Origin of the sequence: Acinetobacter sp. ABJ_C5_2 (assembly GCF_044538485.1) — a bacterium.
Classification (GTDB): Bacteria; Pseudomonadota; Gammaproteobacteria; order Pseudomonadales; family Moraxellaceae; genus Acinetobacter; species Acinetobacter nosocomialis_A.
In genome coordinates, this window is record NZ_JBIUCS010000003.1 from 43,331 (window position 1) to 56,864 (window position 13,534).

Here is a 13,534-nt window from a genome sequence, read left to right on the forward strand (position 1 = left end):
CTTATTCCTCTACACTAACCATATAGTAGACTTTGTTGATCATACCGCGGTTAGAAGGCGTATCTTGCACTTCTACAGTATGACCAATACGACGCAGACCTAAACCTTGTAAGCAAAGCTTGTGATTTTTCAAGCGATGTGAAGAAGATTTAGTCTGGGTAACTTTAATCGTTTTCATGATTGATTACCCTTGAATTTCTTCTACTGATTTACCACGTTTCGCAGCGACTTTCTCAGGAGAAGTCATATCACGCAAACCTTTAAAAGTTGCGTTTACTACGTTAGCAGCATTTGTAGAACCATAACATTTAGCAAGTACGTTATGTACACCTGCAGCTTCAAGAACGGCACGCATTGCACCACCAGCGATTACGCCAGTACCTTCTGAAGCAGGTTGCATGTATACACGGCTTGCACCATGACGAGCATTCACAGGGTGTTGTAAAGTAGTACCAGCAAGGTCTACAGTGATCATGTTGCGACGAGCAGCTTCAAGTGCTTTAGAAATAGCAGCAGGAACTTCACGTGCTTTACCACGACCAAAACCAACACGACCATTACCATCACCCACAACAGTTAATGCTGTGAAAGAGAAGATACGACCGCCCTTAACAACTTTGGCTACACGATCAACGGCAACCAGCTTTTCAACAAGACCTTCGTTTTGTTCAACTTTAGCCATGATTAGAACTCCAAGCCGTTTTCACGAGCAGCATCAGCCAAGGCTTTGATACGACCATGATATTTAAAACCAGAACGGTCAAATGCAACTTTAGTTACACCAGCTGCTTTCGCGCGTTCTGCGATTAAAGCACCTACTTTAGTAGCCGCGTCTACATTACCTGTAGTACCGCTACGTAAAGATGCATCCAAAGTTGAAGCTTGCGCTAAAACTTTGCCACCATCTGCTGAAATAACTTGAGCATAGATGTGACGCGGAGTGCGGTTTACACACAAACGAGTCGCACCCAATGCACGAATGTGCAAGCGTGTGCTTTTCGCACGACGCAAACGGGATTGTTTCTTTTCGTTCATAAGAACCTCGCGCCTTATTTCTTCTTAGCTTCTTTACGAAGAATGACTTCATCCGAATAACGAACACCTTTACCTTTATATGGTTCAGGAGCACGGTATGCACGGATTTCTGCCGCTACTTGACCTAACAACTGCTTGTTTGCTGATTTCAAAATGATTTCAGTAGCAGTTGGAGTTTCCGCTGTTACACCTTCTGGTAAAGCGTAGTCAATTGGGTGTGAGTAACCAAGGTTAAGGTTTACAACAGTACCTTTAACCGCAGCTTTATAACCAACACCAACTAGCTGCAACTTACGTTCGAAGCCTTCGCTAACACCTTTTACAAGGTTGTTCAATACAGCGCGAGCAGTACCAGCTTGCATCCAAGCATCTTTCGATTCTTTAACTGGAGCAAGTTGAAGTTTACCTTCTTCCTGTTTTAGCTCGACCAGCGCATGCAGGTTGAAAGACAATGTACCTTTAGTGCCTTTCACTTCGACCTGCCGGCCGTTCTGAGTAACTGCTACACCATTAGGTACAGTTACTGGGGCTTTAGCCACACGAGACATGAGGAATCACCTATTAAGAAACAAAAGCAATAACTTCACCACCAACGCCTGCAGCACGTGCAGCGCGATCAGTCATGATGCCTTTGCTTGTAGAAACAATTGCAATACCTAAACCTTGCTTAACGCTTGGAAGTTTATCTTTACCACGGTATTGGCGAAGACCTGGACGGCTTACGCGCTTAACCATTTCGATAACTGGTTTGCCTTCGAAATATTTTAAAGTAATTGTCAAAGTAGATTTTGTCTCTTCTTGAGCAACTTCTACATTTGAAATATAACCTTCTTGTTGAAGTACGTTTGCAATTGCAACTTTCAACTTAGAAGAAGGCATAGAAACAGTTTGTTTCTTAGCCATTTGTGCGTTACGAACACGTGTTAGCATGTCGGCAACGGTATCTTGCATACTCATTTAGTCGCTCCTTACCAGCTTGCCTTAACAACGCCTGGTACATCACCCTGCATTACTGTGTCACGTAATTTGTTACGGCTTAAACCGAACTTACGGAAGTAACCATGAGGACGACCAGTTAAACCACAACGGTTACGAAGACGTACCGGAGATGCATTACGTGGCAATGCTTGTAACTTTAACATCGCTTCGAAACGCTCTTCTTCACTTGCATTTACGTTTGCAATCGTAGCTTTTAATTCAGCACGTTTTGCAGCGTATTTAGCAACTGTTTTTTCGCGTTTCAATTCGCGATTAATCATACCTTTCTTAGCCATATCGACCTCTTATTTGAACGGGAAGCCGAATGCACGCATAAGCGCACGGCCTTCGTCATCGGTGCGAGCAGTCGTAGTAATAGTAATATCCATACCACGAATACGATCAATCTTGTCGAAATCGATTTCAGGGAAAACGATTTGCTCTTTCAAACCCATTGAGTAGTTACCACGACCATCAAATGATTTCGAAGAGAAACCACGGAAGTCACGGATACGAGGGATTGCGATTGAGATCAAACGGTCCAAGAATTCGTACATTTGGTCGCCACGTAAAGTAACTTTACAACCAATCGGCCAACCATCACGGATTTTGAAACCTGCGATAGATTTACGAGCAAGTGTAATTACTGGTTTTTGACCAGCAATTAATTGCATGTCGACTACAGCGCCATCTAATAATTTCTTATCAGTTGCAGCTGCGCCTACACCCATGTTTAGGGTAATTTTTGTGATGCGTGGAATTTCCATCACGTTCTTAATGCTAAGTTCTTCTTGTAACTTTGCTTTAAGTTCATCGTTGTAACGTGCTTTAAGTCTGGCCATTGCCTTTTCAACCTATTACTTCGCTACCGCCACTGATTCACCATTTGATTTATAAACGCGAGTTTTCACGCCATCAATCACTTGGTAACCAACACGGTCAGCCTTCTGGGTTGTAGCATTTAAAATTGCCACGTTTGAAATATGAAGCGAAGCTTCTTGAGTAACTACACCACCTTCAGCGCCAGTTACACGGTTAGGCTTTTGATGCTTCTTCACTAAGTTAAGGCCTTCAACCTTAACGCGGTCTTCAGAAACAGACAATACAGTACCCTGTTTGCCTTTTTCTTTACCTGCGATCACGATAACTTGATCGCCTTTTTTAATCTTAGCCATGATTGCCTCTTATAGAACTTCAGGAGCCAATGAAATGATTTTCATGAACTGTTCAGTACGAAGTTCACGAGTCACTGGTCCGAAGATACGAGTAGCAATCGGAGCTTTGTTGTTGTTCAAGATAACTGCAGCATTATCATCAAAACGGATCACAGAACCATCTGGACGACGAATGCCGAATTTAGTACGAACTACAACCGCATTCATCACGTCACCTTTTTTAACACGTGCGCGTGGGATTGCTTCTTTTACAGTAACTTTAATAATGTCGCCAACAGAAGCATAACGACGATGTGAACCACCAAGTACTTTAATACATTGTACGCGGCGAGCACCACTGTTGTCTGCTACGTCGAGCATAGTTTCGGTTTGAATCATTGCCCTACTCCAAAACCGAGCATCACCGGTCACAATTTCGAAAGGCTCAAAGAGTACTCGAAATTGACCGATGATGCAACAAGAACGTCGAATTACTCAGCAGCTGCTTCAACTACTTCCACTAAAGTCCAAGCTTTAGTTTTAGAAATTGGGCGGCTTTCTTTAATGGTTACAACATCGCCAATTTTAGCAACATTGTTCTCATCATGAGCGTGTAACTTAGTTGAACGGCGAATTGACTTGCCATACAACGGGTGTTGAACGCGGCGTTCAATAAGAACAACAATAGATTTATCCATTTTGTCACTTACGACTTTGCCGGTTAACGTGCGGACTGTTTTTTCACTCATTGTCCGTTCCCCTGTTTTTCGGTAAGGAGTGTCTTAATACGAGCAATTGTCTTACGAGCAACTTGCACTTCGTGCGATTTACCCAACTGACCAGTTGCTTTCGCCATACGAAGACGGAATTGGTTAAGCTGTTGCTCATCAAGCAAAGCTTTCAACTCTTCTACCGATTTTTCACGTAGATCTTTAGTTTTCATTACATTACCGTCCGAGTCACGATAGTGGTTTTAAACGGAAGTTTAGCAGCAGCTAAAGCAAATGCTTCACGCGCTAACTCTTCGTTCACACCTTCAATTTCGTACAGGATCTTACCTGGTTGGATCTGGCAAACCCAGTATTCCACGCTACCCTTACCTTTACCCATACGCACTTCAAGAGGCTTTTGAGTAATTGGCTTATCCGGGAATACGCGAATAAAGATTTTACCACCACGCTTAATACGGCGGCTAATAGTACGACGTGCAGCTTCAATCTGACGCGCAGTCATACGACCACGTTCAGTTGCTTTAATTGCAATCGAACCAAATGATACTGTACTACCACGATGCGCTAGACCAGTGTTACGGCCTTTGTGCACTTTACGGAATTTGGTACGTTTAGGTTGCAACATGGATTATTCTCCCTTGTCAGCAGCACGGTCACCGCGACGACCACGACGCTCTTGACCTTCACCACGACCACGACCACGTTTAGCTGGACGATCTTCAGCAGGAGCAGGGTTCATGACTTGTTTCATGCCACCTAAGATCTCGCCACGGAAAATCCAAACTTTAACACCAATCGTACCGTAAGTTGTTTCTGCACGCATAGTTGCATAGTCAATGTCTGCACGTAAAGTATGTAAAGGTACACGACCTTCACGATACCATTCTGTACGAGCAATCTCTGCACCACCTAAACGGCCAGACACTTCAACTTTGATACCTTTAGCACCAGCACGCATAGTGTTTTGAACCGCACGCTTCATAGCACGACGGAACATAACACGCTTTTCTAATTGAGAAGCAATTGCTTCAGCAACTAAACGCGCATCTAAGTCTGGGCGATCAATTTCGTTGATACTTACTTGCGCTGGAACACCCATAATGCTGGTAAGTTCGCGCTGTAATTTCTCAATATCTTCGCCTTTTTTACCGATTACGATACCAGGACGAGCTGTGCTAATAGTTACTTTAGCAGCGCCTGATGGACGTTCGATAAGAATATTGCTTACCATCGCATTCTTAAGTTTTTTAGTTAAAAACTCACGAACTTGAAGATCTTTAAGCAAGTATTCAGCGTATTGTTTCGGATTCGCATACCAGTTAGCGTTATGACGTTTCACAACACCTAGGCGGATACCGATTGGATGAACCTTCTGACCCATATCAAACCCCTACCTTAACGGTGATGTGACAAGTACGCTTAGTAATACGATCTGCACGGCCTTTAGCACGTGGCATAATACGTTTAAGGCTCATGCCTTCATCAACGTAAATCGTAGAAACTTTAAGATCGTCAACATCTAAACTGTTATTGTGTTCAGCGTTTGCAATCGCAGATTCCAATGCTTTTTTTACTAAAACAGCAGCTTTTTTATTGCTGAAGTTTAAGATGTTTAAAGCATGCGCAACAGATTTGCCGCGAATAAGATCTGCAACCAAACGTGCTTTTTGTGCCGAGATAGCGGCACCGCGTAATTTAGCAGTTACTTCCATCATGACACCTATTAACGTTTAGATTTCTTGTCAACACCGTGACCACGATAGGTACGAGTTGGCGCGAATTCACCGAGTTTATGACCAACCATATGCTCAGTAACAATTACTGGAACGTGATTACGACCATTATGAACAGAGATTGTTAAACCAACAAAATCTGGAAGGATCATCGAACGACGAGACCAAGTTTTGATCGGCTTGCGAGAGTTACTAGCAACAGCCGCTTCAACCTTAGCGAACAAGTGCGCATCGACGAATGGGCCTTTTTTCAGAGAACGAGGCATTAGTCAGATTCCTTTACTTGACGCGACGGTCGCGAATAATCATCTTAGTCGTACGCTTATTGGTACGTGTCTTGTACCCTTTAGCTTTTTGACCCCATGGGCTTACAGGTTGAATACCTTTGTTACGCCCTTCACCACCACCGTGTGGGTGGTCAATCGGGTTCATCGCCATACCACGTACGGTAGGACGAACACCACGCCAGCGTGAAGCACCAGCTTTACCCAATGAACGAAGGTTGTTTTCTTGGTTAGAAACTTCACCAATTACAGCGCGGCATTCAACGTGTACTTTACGCATTTCGCCTGAACGAAGACGAATAATCGCGTAAGAACCATCACGACCCAACAACTGAACAGAAGCACCAGCAGAACGCGCTAATTGCGCACCCTTACCAATTTTAAGTTCAACGTTATGAAGTGTAGAACCGATCGGCATGTTACGAAGTGGCAAGCAGTTACCTGGACGAATTGGAGCATCGTTACCAGATTGTACTTTATCGCCAGCACGTAAACCTTTAGGTGCAATGATATAACGACGCTCACCGTCAGCATATTTCAATAAAGCAATATGTGCTGTACGGTTTGGATCGTATTCAATACGCTCTACAACAGCTGGGATGCTGTCTTTGTTACGTTTGAAGTCAACGATACGGTAGTGTTGTTTATGACCACCACCAACGTGACGAGTAGTAATGTGACCGTTGTTATTACGACCACCAGTACGTTTTTTAGCTTCAACCAACGGTGCGTAAGGAGCGCCTTTGTGAAGATGGTCATGAACCACTTTCTCTACAAAGCGACGTCCTGGAGACGTTGGCTTACATTTTTGAATCGGCATAATTTTCGTCCTTATTCCGCTGCGCTTTCAGCGGTATCGCCCAAGTCAGCCATTTCAACATCTTGGCCGGCTTTCAGGGTGACGTATGCTTTTTTAACATCAGAACGACGTCCTAATGTACGACCAAAGCGCTTAGTCTTACCTTTAGTAATAGTTGTGTTAACTTTAACAACTTCTACACCAAAAAGTTTTTCAACTGCTTTTTTGATTTCAAGCTTAGTAGCATTGATGTCTACTTTAAATACTTGAACACCAACAGTATCACCTAAAACTTGTGCCTTTTCTGAGAAGACTGGTCCTTTAAGGACTTGATAGATACGTTCGTTGTTCATCCGAGTTCTACCTCAATTTTCTTAGCAGCAGCTACAGACATCACAACTTTATCAAACGCGATCAAGCTTACAGGATCGATTGCAGTTGCATCTACCACATCTACATGCGGAAGGTTGCGTGCTGCAAGATATAAGTTCTCATCTACAGCGTCAGTAACGATTAATGCACGAGCAGCATTTAAGTCGTTAAGTTTTGCAAGCAATTCTTTAGTTTTTGGAGCTGCAACAGCAAACTCTTCAACTAATACAAGGCGATCTTGGCGAACAAGTTCAGCTAAGATACATTGCATTGCACCGCGGTACATCTTACGGTTTACTTTTTGAGACCAATCTTGTGGACGAGCAGCAAAAGTTTTACCACCACCAACCCAGATAGGGCTACGAATAGAACCCGCACGAGCACGGCCAGTACCTTTTTGACGGAATGGTTTTTTACCACCGCCAGAAACGTCTGCACGCGATTTTTGAGCACGAGTACCTTGACGACCACCTGCTAAGTAAGCAGTAACAACTTGGTGTACAAGAGCCTCGTTAAATTCACGTCCGAAAGCAACTTCAGACAATTCAACAGCAGAGCCGGAAACAGTTTTCAAATTCACGGTATTTCCCCTCAGGCCTTGATGGTAGGACGTACAATTACGTCACCGCCAGTTGCACCAGGAATTGCACCTTTAACAACTAAAACAGAACGTTCAGCGTCAATAGATACGATTTCAAGACCTTGTACTGTTACGCGTTCATCACCTAAGTGACCAGCCATTTTTTTGCCTTTGAACACGCGTCCAGGAGTTTGGTTTTGACCTGTAGAACCTAATACACGGTGAGAAACTGAGTTACCGTGAGTAGCGTCTTGGGTACGGAAGTTCCAACGTTTAACACCACCTTGGAAACCTTTACCTTTTGATTGACCAGTTACGTCAACAATTTGACCAACTGTGAACAAATCAACGCCAATAGTACCGCCAACTTCACGACCGTCAAGCTCAGCTTCAGTAACACGGAACTCTTTAACTAAACGACCCGCAGCAACACCAGCTTTCGCGAAGTGACCTTTCTGAGCGTTAGTTACGCGAGATTCGCGACGTTCACCAGTAGTTACTTGAACAGCTTGATAACCATCAGTTTCAAGTGTTTTGATTTGCGTAATGCGGTTTGGATCGACTTCGATGACTGTAACAGGTACAGAAACACCAGCATCTGTAAAGATGCGAGTCATACCACATTTGCGACCGACTAAACCAATAGCCATGTGCATAAACCTCTAAAAAAGCGGCCTAATTAACTAATCGTTAATTAACCGAAAGCCTTAACCCAAAGCGATCTGAACATCAACACCAGCTGCAAGATCTAACTTCATCAATGCATCAACAGTTTTATCTGTAGGTTGAACGATGTCGATCAAACGTTTGTAGGTGCGGATTTCGTACTGGTCACGCGCATCTTTGTTAACGTGCGGTGAAGTAAGAACGTTGAAGCGTTCGATGCGAGTAGGCATCGGAATTGGACCACAAACTTGTGCGCCGGTACGCTTAGCGGTTTCTACGATCTCTTGAGCAGATTGATCAATCAGACGATGATCAAAAGACTTAAGACGGATACGAATTCTCTGGTTAGACATACCAGTAAACTCCAAGCCAAATATATAAAGAATCACCTTTGACGCATCTCACCTATTGGTAAGTGTCAAAGGCAGTGATAATCACCAAGGTCGTGATCGATGCCACGACTGTAATGCACATTTACTACTTTCTTCGCAGTAAATGCCCTCTTCTTGAGGGTCGCTCATTATAACGATTGTTTAAGTCTTATGCAATTCTCTTTTTCTATTTTTTGTTCAAATCCTGCTTTAGCCGAGTATGAGTAATTCATTCTATGCATTTATTACAAACTCGATTGCTTTATTTAAGAGTTGATTACCCTGTTCAAATTTTTGTGCTTCCGAATATTGCAGTTCTCTTGCCGATTGAACATATTCACCGTCAAAAATAGATAGCTCCTCTTCATTTTCAAGTAGGAGTTCTAAAGCTGCTGGTGTCATTTCCGGATGAAATTGAAAACCTAATACATTTTTCCCAATCTGATACATCTGATTACGACAAGCAACGTTCTCAGCTAAACGTATAGCGCCTTTAGGTATTTCAAATGTTTCACTATGCCACTGCATCACATTGATTTCTTCAGGTAGCGGAAAGCTTTCTTGGGGTAAGTTGGCAACTCTTTGAACTGTCGACCATCCAAGTTCTTGGTAACGATTGCGACTAACAGCTGCACCTAATGCATTTGCAATTAACTGCCCACCTAGGCAAAGTCCTATAGCAGGTTTTCCTGCCGCCAAATATCGACGCAACCATCTTTTTTCTATTTTAAGCCATGGATAGTTTGCCTCGTCATTTACACTCATGGTTCCACCCATGATTAATAGTAAATCTACCTCTTCAATTCGTGGTAAAGCTTCTATTTCAAGTGACCGATCAACCGGAAGTGCAAAGAACTCCGTAGAGCTAATAGTGGCGTGATGAGCTTTTAAAAATGAATAACAGCTTCCAAACCCTTCGCCAGCAATATGTTGAAAATAGTGAACACGTAAATGCGACTTCATGCGCTTAAACCTATTGTTGTTAGAATGTTGGTTTGATCTTTGCAAAAATAAAGCCAAGTTTTTAGTGAATGTTACAGCAGTAACGAAACATCTTAGAATTAATCAAAAATCTAGCGAATAAGTGAGTTTTCTCTTAATCTAATCTTATTATTTAAAGCATAGCGCCCCATGAAAAAGCATAACAATTTCCAAACCCGACTCATTCATGCACCACGAAAAGCACCTCAATTCATCGAGACCGTGCAACCTCCCTTATTTCGTGCATCGACTATTATTTTTAAATCGACTGCGCACCTTTTTGACCGTCATTGGACCAATCCTTATGACTACAGTTATGGTACACACGGCACACCAACAACGTTTACCTTAGGCGACAATATTGCCCAAATAGAGGGTGGTTCATACTGTTTACTTGCACCAAGTGGGTTATCTGCAATAAATCTAGTTAACTCTGCTTTTTTAGGAACAGGGGATGAAGTTTGGGTACCAGACAATATATATGGTCCAAATCTGGAGCATCTAAACTACTTAAAAGATCAATATGGTGTTAGCGTCAAAGTTTATAATTCAATTGATGCCTCAAGCTTTAGACCAACTGAAAAAACCAAACTTTTATGGATAGAAGCAGCAGGTTCTGTCACTCTCGAATTCCCTGATCTTAAAGAGTTAGTTAAAAAAGCAAAGGCACATGGAGTTGCAACTGCTTTAGATAATACTTGGGGAGCTGGACTTGCATTTAATGCTTTTGATTTCTCTGATGAGCACTTGTCAGTAGATTTAACTGTTCATGCGCTAACAAAATATCCAAGTGGTGGTGGTGATATTTTAATGGGAAGTGTTGTAACACGTGATGAGAAGTTACATCATCGTTTGTTCCGAATGCATGCCATTTTAGGAATTTCAGTATCTGGCGATGATACAGCTCAAGTTCAACGTAGCCTTGCCCACATGTCGTTAAGATATGAACAACAATCAAATAATGCTAAAACACTACTGAAATGGTTAAAGGAACAGCCGCAGTTTGCTCAAGTTTTACATCCGAGTGATGAATCTTCCCCTGGCCATCAATATTGGCAAGAGATTTGCACAACAGGTAAGAGTGCAGGATTAGTCAGTGTAATATTTAAACCTGATTATGACATTTCAGCAGTACGTCGTTTTTGTGATGCTCTTAAGCTATTTAAACTTGGCTTTAGCTGGGGTGGACCAGTTAGCCTTATCATGCTTTATGATTTAAAAATGATGCGAAAACTTGAGAATACACATTTACAACAAGGTTTATTGGTTCGTTTGTGTATAGGTCTAGAAGATCCGCAAGATTTAATTCAAGATATCGAAAGTGCACTGAAACATTTGTAAAACGACAACATCAATAGTGGCTCGCTCCAAGGGATAAAAATATATGGGTACACCGATTGTTATTGCTAAAAATATTAATGACACATCAAAAGAAATTGTTTTGCTTTCTCAATTTGCCAACCGGCATGGACTAATTGCAGGTGCTACAGGTACAGGTAAAACAGTCACATTAAAAGTGCTCGCAGAAAGTTTTTCTCGAATCGGTGTTCCCGTCTTTCTTGCCGATGCAAAAGGTGATGTTTCTAGCCTCGCAAAAGCTGGAGAGGCTTCAGATAAATTTAATGAACGCTTAAAGCTTCTACAAATTGATAGTGTTCCTTTTGCTGCCAATCCCGTTATTTTTTGGGACTTATTTGGGCAACAAGGCCACCCTATTCGGACTACTATTTCTGAGATTGGTCCAATTTTATTAGCACGTATACTTAATCTAAATGACACTCAAGAAGGTGTTTTATCTGCTGTGTTCCGCATCGCAGATGATCAAGGATTATTGTTAGTCGACTTTAAAGATTTAAAAGCCATGATCACATTTGTGAGTGAACATGCGGCAGACTTTAAAGCCGAATATGGCAATTTATCTCCAGCCAGTTTAGGAGCGATTCAGCGTAATTTGCTCGCTCTTGCCGACCAAGGTGGAGATCAATTCTTTGGAGAGCCAGCTTTAAATATTCTGGACTTTATACAAACTGATGCTAATGGACTCGGCTATATCAACATTCTTGCTGCTGATAAGCTCATGAATACACCTAAGCTATACGCTACTTTCTTGTTATGGATGCTTTCTGAGTTATTTGAACAACTTCCCGAAGTTGGTGATATGGATAAACCAAAACTCGTGTTTTTCTTCGATGAAGCTCACTTGTTATTTGATAATGCCAGTCAAGCTTTACAAGAAAAAATTGAGCAAGTTGTACGTTTAATTCGCTCTAAAGGGGTCGGTATTTACTTTATTACTCAAAATCCACTCGATTTACCAGAAAGTGTTTTGGGTCAACTTGGTAACCGCGTACAACATGCCCTACGCGCCTTTACACCTAAAGACCAAAAAGCAGTAAAAACCGCCGCGGATACGTTCCGCTCCAATCCTAATTTTAAAGTGGATGAGGCGATTACACAGCTAGCCGTAGGTGAAGCACTCATTAGTTGTCTAGATGAGCAAGGTACACCACAAATTGTCGAGCGCGGTTGGGTCATGCCTCCCTACTCTTCTTTTACCCCTATTACGCCTGAAGAACGAAAGACTCTGATTTCTCAAAGTATTATTGCTGGCGTCTATGAGCAAGCTGTAGATCGCGAGAGCGCTTATGAAATGCTGCAAAATAAAGTCGCTGAACGTGAGCAGCAAAAACAGGATGCTGAGCTTGCCAAAGAGCAAGAAGCTTTAGCGAAGCAACAAGCCAAGGAACAAGAACGTTTAGCACGTGACCAACAGAAGGAAGAAGAACGTGCTGCAAGAGAACGAGCAAAACTAACTCAAGATATTGTTGGAACTTTTGCAAAAAGTGCTGCTCGAAGCTTAGGCGGCAGTACAGGACAGAAATTGGTACGAGGGCTACTCGGCTCATTATTTGGCAAATAAAAAACTTAACCAGATCATTATTTTATTTTAAGGGATTTAATATCCCTTAATTTTTTTAAGGTTTTTGTAAAAAAGCTATTGCCACAATTTTTTTAAAGATGTATTTTAAATACATCTTATATAGCCAGATAATTAAGGTCTAGCCATGACTCCACAACAAATTGAACTCGTTAAATCTACTGTACCCGTATTACGTGAACATGGCGTTACGCTGACTACATACTTTTATAAGCGTATGTTGAATAACAACCCAGAATTAAAAAACGTATTTAATCTTGATGATCAGACCAGCCTGCGCCAACCTCGCGCTCTTGCAGCAGCAGTCCTCGCGTATGCTGAAAATATTGAAAATCCTACAGTGCTCGCTAAAGCAGTTGAACGTATTACCACCAAGCATGTGAGTTTAGATATTCAGCCAGATCAATATGCAATTGTGGGCGACAACTTACTTCATTCAATTAGTGAAGTTTTAAATGTTCCATTTGAATCAGAACTCATTGAAGCGTGGAAACAAGCTTACTTACAGTTGGCAGATATCTTAATTGGTGTTGAAAAACAAAAGTATGAGCAGCTTGAAAGCTTAAAAGGTGGATGGGCTGGCTGGCGTTCATTTGAAATTACACAAATTGATCCTCTTGAGTCTGGCAAACGCTTTACGTTAAAAGCGACTGACCACGAAGATGTACTGACTAGCCCAGCAAATGCTTTTATTTCAGTAAAAGTTCAAGTTCCCGATCAACAACTCGAACAACCTAAAGCTTTTAAATTTACAGAAGCTCAAGAGAACAATACTTATCATTTTGATGTTCAACCTGAAGAAAACCATACAGAGTTTTCGGTCTCGAACATTTTGCTTGAACACTATAGAGTGGGTGATCAAGTACAAGTTTCAGCCCCTTTAACGCTGTAACTGAAAAAGCGCTAGCCTGA

Annotated in this window: 23 protein-coding genes and 2 pseudogenes; 4 read left to right on the top strand and 21 right to left on the bottom strand. The window is 42.0% G+C overall.

The features are described from left to right. Position 1: 1 nt before the first annotated feature. The 21 genes and pseudogenes from rpmD to ACH8JV_RS05330 form a co-directional block, all read right to left on the bottom strand. A complete protein-coding gene (gene rpmD, locus ACH8JV_RS05230) occupies positions 2-178 on the bottom strand; it encodes a 50S ribosomal protein L30 (RefSeq protein ID WP_000849088.1) in 177 nt (58 codons plus the stop codon). A 6-nt stretch (positions 179-184) separates the two neighbouring features. Further along, entirely contained in the window at positions 185-682 is a 498-nt protein-coding gene (gene rpsE / locus ACH8JV_RS05235; RefSeq protein WP_001141025.1) for a 30S ribosomal protein S5, read from the bottom strand. Between the two features lie 2 nt (positions 683-684). Continuing rightward, entirely contained in the window at positions 685-1,035 is a 351-nt protein-coding gene (gene rplR / locus ACH8JV_RS05240) for a 50S ribosomal protein L18 (RefSeq protein WP_002049741.1), read from the bottom strand. A 14-nt stretch (positions 1,036-1,049) separates the two neighbouring features. Next, positions 1,050-1,583, bottom strand: coding sequence for a 50S ribosomal protein L6 (gene rplF / locus ACH8JV_RS05245; protein WP_004705382.1), 534 nt, complete (start codon positions 1,581-1,583; stop codon positions 1,050-1,052). A gap of 13 nt (positions 1,584-1,596) precedes the next feature. Further along, positions 1,597-1,992, bottom strand: a complete 396-nt coding sequence (gene rpsH, locus ACH8JV_RS05250) for a 30S ribosomal protein S8 (protein WP_002049732.1) — start codon at positions 1,990-1,992, stop codon at positions 1,597-1,599. Positions 1,993-2,003: 11 nt separating this feature from the next. Continuing rightward, entirely contained in the window at positions 2,004-2,309 is a 306-nt protein-coding gene (gene rpsN, locus ACH8JV_RS05255; protein WP_002049689.1) for a 30S ribosomal protein S14, read from the bottom strand. Between the two features lie 9 nt (positions 2,310-2,318). After that, the gene (gene rplE, locus ACH8JV_RS05260; protein WP_044119300.1) at positions 2,319-2,855 is read right to left on the bottom strand and encodes a 50S ribosomal protein L5; all 537 of its coding nucleotides are present in this window, start codon (positions 2,853-2,855) and stop codon (positions 2,319-2,321) included. Positions 2,856-2,870: 15 nt separating this feature from the next. Continuing rightward, the gene (rplX, locus tag ACH8JV_RS05265; RefSeq protein ID WP_002049703.1) at positions 2,871-3,188 is read right to left on the bottom strand and encodes a 50S ribosomal protein L24; all 318 of its coding nucleotides are present in this window, start codon (positions 3,186-3,188) and stop codon (positions 2,871-2,873) included. Between the two features lie 9 nt (positions 3,189-3,197). Beyond that, positions 3,198-3,566, bottom strand: a complete 369-nt coding sequence (gene rplN / locus ACH8JV_RS05270; RefSeq protein ID WP_001982634.1) for a 50S ribosomal protein L14 — start codon at positions 3,564-3,566, stop codon at positions 3,198-3,200. 92 nt (positions 3,567-3,658) lie between these two features. Next, entirely contained in the window at positions 3,659-3,916 is a 258-nt protein-coding gene (rpsQ, locus tag ACH8JV_RS05275; protein ID WP_001291845.1) for a 30S ribosomal protein S17, read from the bottom strand. Next, positions 3,913-4,110, bottom strand: coding sequence for a 50S ribosomal protein L29 (gene rpmC / locus ACH8JV_RS05280; RefSeq protein WP_000849928.1), 198 nt, complete (start codon positions 4,108-4,110; stop codon positions 3,913-3,915). The genes rpsQ and rpmC overlap by 4 nt, the downstream gene beginning before the upstream one ends. Then, complete coding sequence (rplP, locus tag ACH8JV_RS05285) at positions 4,110-4,523, bottom strand: 50S ribosomal protein L16 (RefSeq protein ID WP_002049688.1); 414 nt, start codon at positions 4,521-4,523, stop codon at positions 4,110-4,112. Before rplP ends, rpmC begins: the two co-directional genes overlap by 1 nt. After that, a pseudogene (gene rpsC, locus ACH8JV_RS05290) lies at positions 4,463-5,279 on the bottom strand (30S ribosomal protein S3). Before rpsC ends, rplP begins: the two are co-directional and overlap by 61 nt. Before the next feature lies 1 nt (position 5,280). After that, a complete protein-coding gene (gene rplV, locus ACH8JV_RS05295; protein ID WP_001982638.1) occupies positions 5,281-5,610 on the bottom strand; it encodes a 50S ribosomal protein L22 in 330 nt (109 codons plus the stop codon). An 11-nt stretch (positions 5,611-5,621) separates the two neighbouring features. Beyond that, on the bottom strand, positions 5,622-5,897 hold the full coding sequence (gene rpsS / locus ACH8JV_RS05300) for a 30S ribosomal protein S19 (RefSeq protein ID WP_001138119.1): 276 nt from the start codon (positions 5,895-5,897) through the stop codon (positions 5,622-5,624). Between the two features lie 13 nt (positions 5,898-5,910). Beyond that, entirely contained in the window at positions 5,911-6,735 is an 825-nt protein-coding gene (gene rplB / locus ACH8JV_RS05305; protein WP_002049686.1) for a 50S ribosomal protein L2, read from the bottom strand. An 11-nt stretch (positions 6,736-6,746) separates the two neighbouring features. Next, complete coding sequence (gene rplW, locus ACH8JV_RS05310) at positions 6,747-7,067, bottom strand: 50S ribosomal protein L23 (RefSeq protein ID WP_002049693.1); 321 nt, start codon at positions 7,065-7,067, stop codon at positions 6,747-6,749. Continuing rightward, positions 7,064-7,666: a 50S ribosomal protein L4 gene (rplD, locus tag ACH8JV_RS05315; protein ID WP_002049755.1), complete on the bottom strand. Its 603-nt coding sequence runs from the start codon at positions 7,664-7,666 to the stop codon at positions 7,064-7,066. Before rplD ends, rplW begins: the two co-directional genes overlap by 4 nt. Positions 7,667-7,677: 11 nt before the next feature. Beyond that, complete coding sequence (rplC, locus tag ACH8JV_RS05320; protein ID WP_263614652.1) at positions 7,678-8,316, bottom strand: 50S ribosomal protein L3; 639 nt, start codon at positions 8,314-8,316, stop codon at positions 7,678-7,680. 57 nt (positions 8,317-8,373) lie between these two features. Further along, entirely contained in the window at positions 8,374-8,685 is a 312-nt protein-coding gene (rpsJ, locus tag ACH8JV_RS05325; protein ID WP_000070912.1) for a 30S ribosomal protein S10, read from the bottom strand. 252 nt (positions 8,686-8,937) lie between these two features. Beyond that, positions 8,938-9,666 (bottom strand): type 1 glutamine amidotransferase, encoded by a 729-nt coding sequence (locus ACH8JV_RS05330; protein WP_396520044.1) that lies wholly within the window; start codon positions 9,664-9,666, stop codon positions 8,938-8,940. A 168-nt stretch (positions 9,667-9,834) separates the two neighbouring features. On the opposite strand from ACH8JV_RS05330, the gene ACH8JV_RS05335 reads away from it, so the two are divergent. From ACH8JV_RS05335 to ACH8JV_RS05350, 4 genes and pseudogenes are all read left to right on the top strand, one after another. Beyond that, the gene (locus ACH8JV_RS05335) at positions 9,835-11,025 is read left to right on the top strand and encodes a PLP-dependent transferase (RefSeq protein ID WP_396520046.1); all 1,191 of its coding nucleotides are present in this window, start codon (positions 9,835-9,837) and stop codon (positions 11,023-11,025) included. A gap of 43 nt (positions 11,026-11,068) precedes the next feature. Next, positions 11,069-12,604 (top strand): helicase HerA-like domain-containing protein, encoded by a 1,536-nt coding sequence (locus tag ACH8JV_RS05340; RefSeq protein WP_396520048.1) that lies wholly within the window; start codon positions 11,069-11,071, stop codon positions 12,602-12,604. Positions 12,605-12,628: 24 nt separating this feature from the next. Beyond that, positions 12,629-12,747, top strand: a pseudogene (locus ACH8JV_RS05345) (hypothetical protein). Positions 12,748-12,749: 2 nt separating this feature from the next. Then, positions 12,750-13,514, top strand: a complete 765-nt coding sequence (locus ACH8JV_RS05350; RefSeq protein WP_263614656.1) for a globin domain-containing protein — start codon at positions 12,750-12,752, stop codon at positions 13,512-13,514. Positions 13,515-13,534 lie beyond the last annotated feature (20 nt).

Excerpts from the sequence above, each read along its gene's own strand:
- rpmD (WP_000849088.1), bottom strand. The coding sequence starts at position 178 with ATGAAAACGATTAAAGTTACCCAGACTAAATCTTCTTCACATCGCTTG.
- rpsE (WP_001141025.1), bottom strand. The coding sequence starts at position 682 with ATGGCTAAAGTTGAACAAAACGAAGGTCTTGTTGAAAAGCTGGTTGCC.
- rplR (WP_002049741.1), bottom strand. The coding sequence starts at position 1,035 with ATGAACGAAAAGAAACAATCCCGTTTGCGTCGTGCGAAAAGCACACGC.
- rplF (WP_004705382.1), bottom strand. The coding sequence starts at position 1,583 with ATGTCTCGTGTGGCTAAAGCCCCAGTAACTGTACCTAATGGTGTAGCA.
- rpsH (WP_002049732.1), bottom strand. The coding sequence starts at position 1,992 with ATGAGTATGCAAGATACCGTTGCCGACATGCTAACACGTGTTCGTAAC.
- rpsN (WP_002049689.1), bottom strand. The coding sequence starts at position 2,309 with ATGGCTAAGAAAGGTATGATTAATCGCGAATTGAAACGCGAAAAAACA.
- rplE (WP_044119300.1), bottom strand. The coding sequence starts at position 2,855 with ATGGCCAGACTTAAAGCACGTTACAACGATGAACTTAAAGCAAAGTTA.
- rplX (WP_002049703.1), bottom strand. The coding sequence starts at position 3,188 with ATGGCTAAGATTAAAAAAGGCGATCAAGTTATCGTGATCGCAGGTAAA.
- rplN (WP_001982634.1), bottom strand. The coding sequence starts at position 3,566 with ATGATTCAAACCGAAACTATGCTCGACGTAGCAGACAACAGTGGTGCT.
- rpsQ (WP_001291845.1), bottom strand. The coding sequence starts at position 3,916 with ATGAGTGAAAAAACAGTCCGCACGTTAACCGGCAAAGTCGTAAGTGAC.
- rpmC (WP_000849928.1), bottom strand. The coding sequence starts at position 4,110 with ATGAAAACTAAAGATCTACGTGAAAAATCGGTAGAAGAGTTGAAAGCT.
- rplP (WP_002049688.1), bottom strand. The coding sequence starts at position 4,523 with ATGTTGCAACCTAAACGTACCAAATTCCGTAAAGTGCACAAAGGCCGT.
- rplV (WP_001982638.1), bottom strand. The coding sequence starts at position 5,610 with ATGGAAGTAACTGCTAAATTACGCGGTGCCGCTATCTCGGCACAAAAA.
- rpsS (WP_001138119.1), bottom strand. The coding sequence starts at position 5,897 with ATGCCTCGTTCTCTGAAAAAAGGCCCATTCGTCGATGCGCACTTGTTC.
- rplB (WP_002049686.1), bottom strand. The coding sequence starts at position 6,735 with ATGCCGATTCAAAAATGTAAGCCAACGTCTCCAGGACGTCGCTTTGTA.
- rplW (WP_002049693.1), bottom strand. The coding sequence starts at position 7,067 with ATGAACAACGAACGTATCTATCAAGTCCTTAAAGGACCAGTCTTCTCA.
- rplC (WP_263614652.1), bottom strand. The coding sequence starts at position 8,316 with ATGGCTATTGGTTTAGTCGGTCGCAAATGTGGTATGACTCGCATCTTT.
- rpsJ (WP_000070912.1), bottom strand. The coding sequence starts at position 8,685 with ATGTCTAACCAGAGAATTCGTATCCGTCTTAAGTCTTTTGATCATCGT.
- ACH8JV_RS05330 (WP_396520044.1), bottom strand. The coding sequence starts at position 9,666 with ATGAAGTCGCATTTACGTGTTCACTATTTTCAACATATTGCTGGCGAA.
- ACH8JV_RS05335 (WP_396520046.1), top strand. The coding sequence starts at position 9,835 with ATGAAAAAGCATAACAATTTCCAAACCCGACTCATTCATGCACCACGA.
- ACH8JV_RS05340 (WP_396520048.1), top strand. The coding sequence starts at position 11,069 with ATGGGTACACCGATTGTTATTGCTAAAAATATTAATGACACATCAAAA.
- ACH8JV_RS05350 (WP_263614656.1), top strand. The coding sequence starts at position 12,750 with ATGACTCCACAACAAATTGAACTCGTTAAATCTACTGTACCCGTATTA.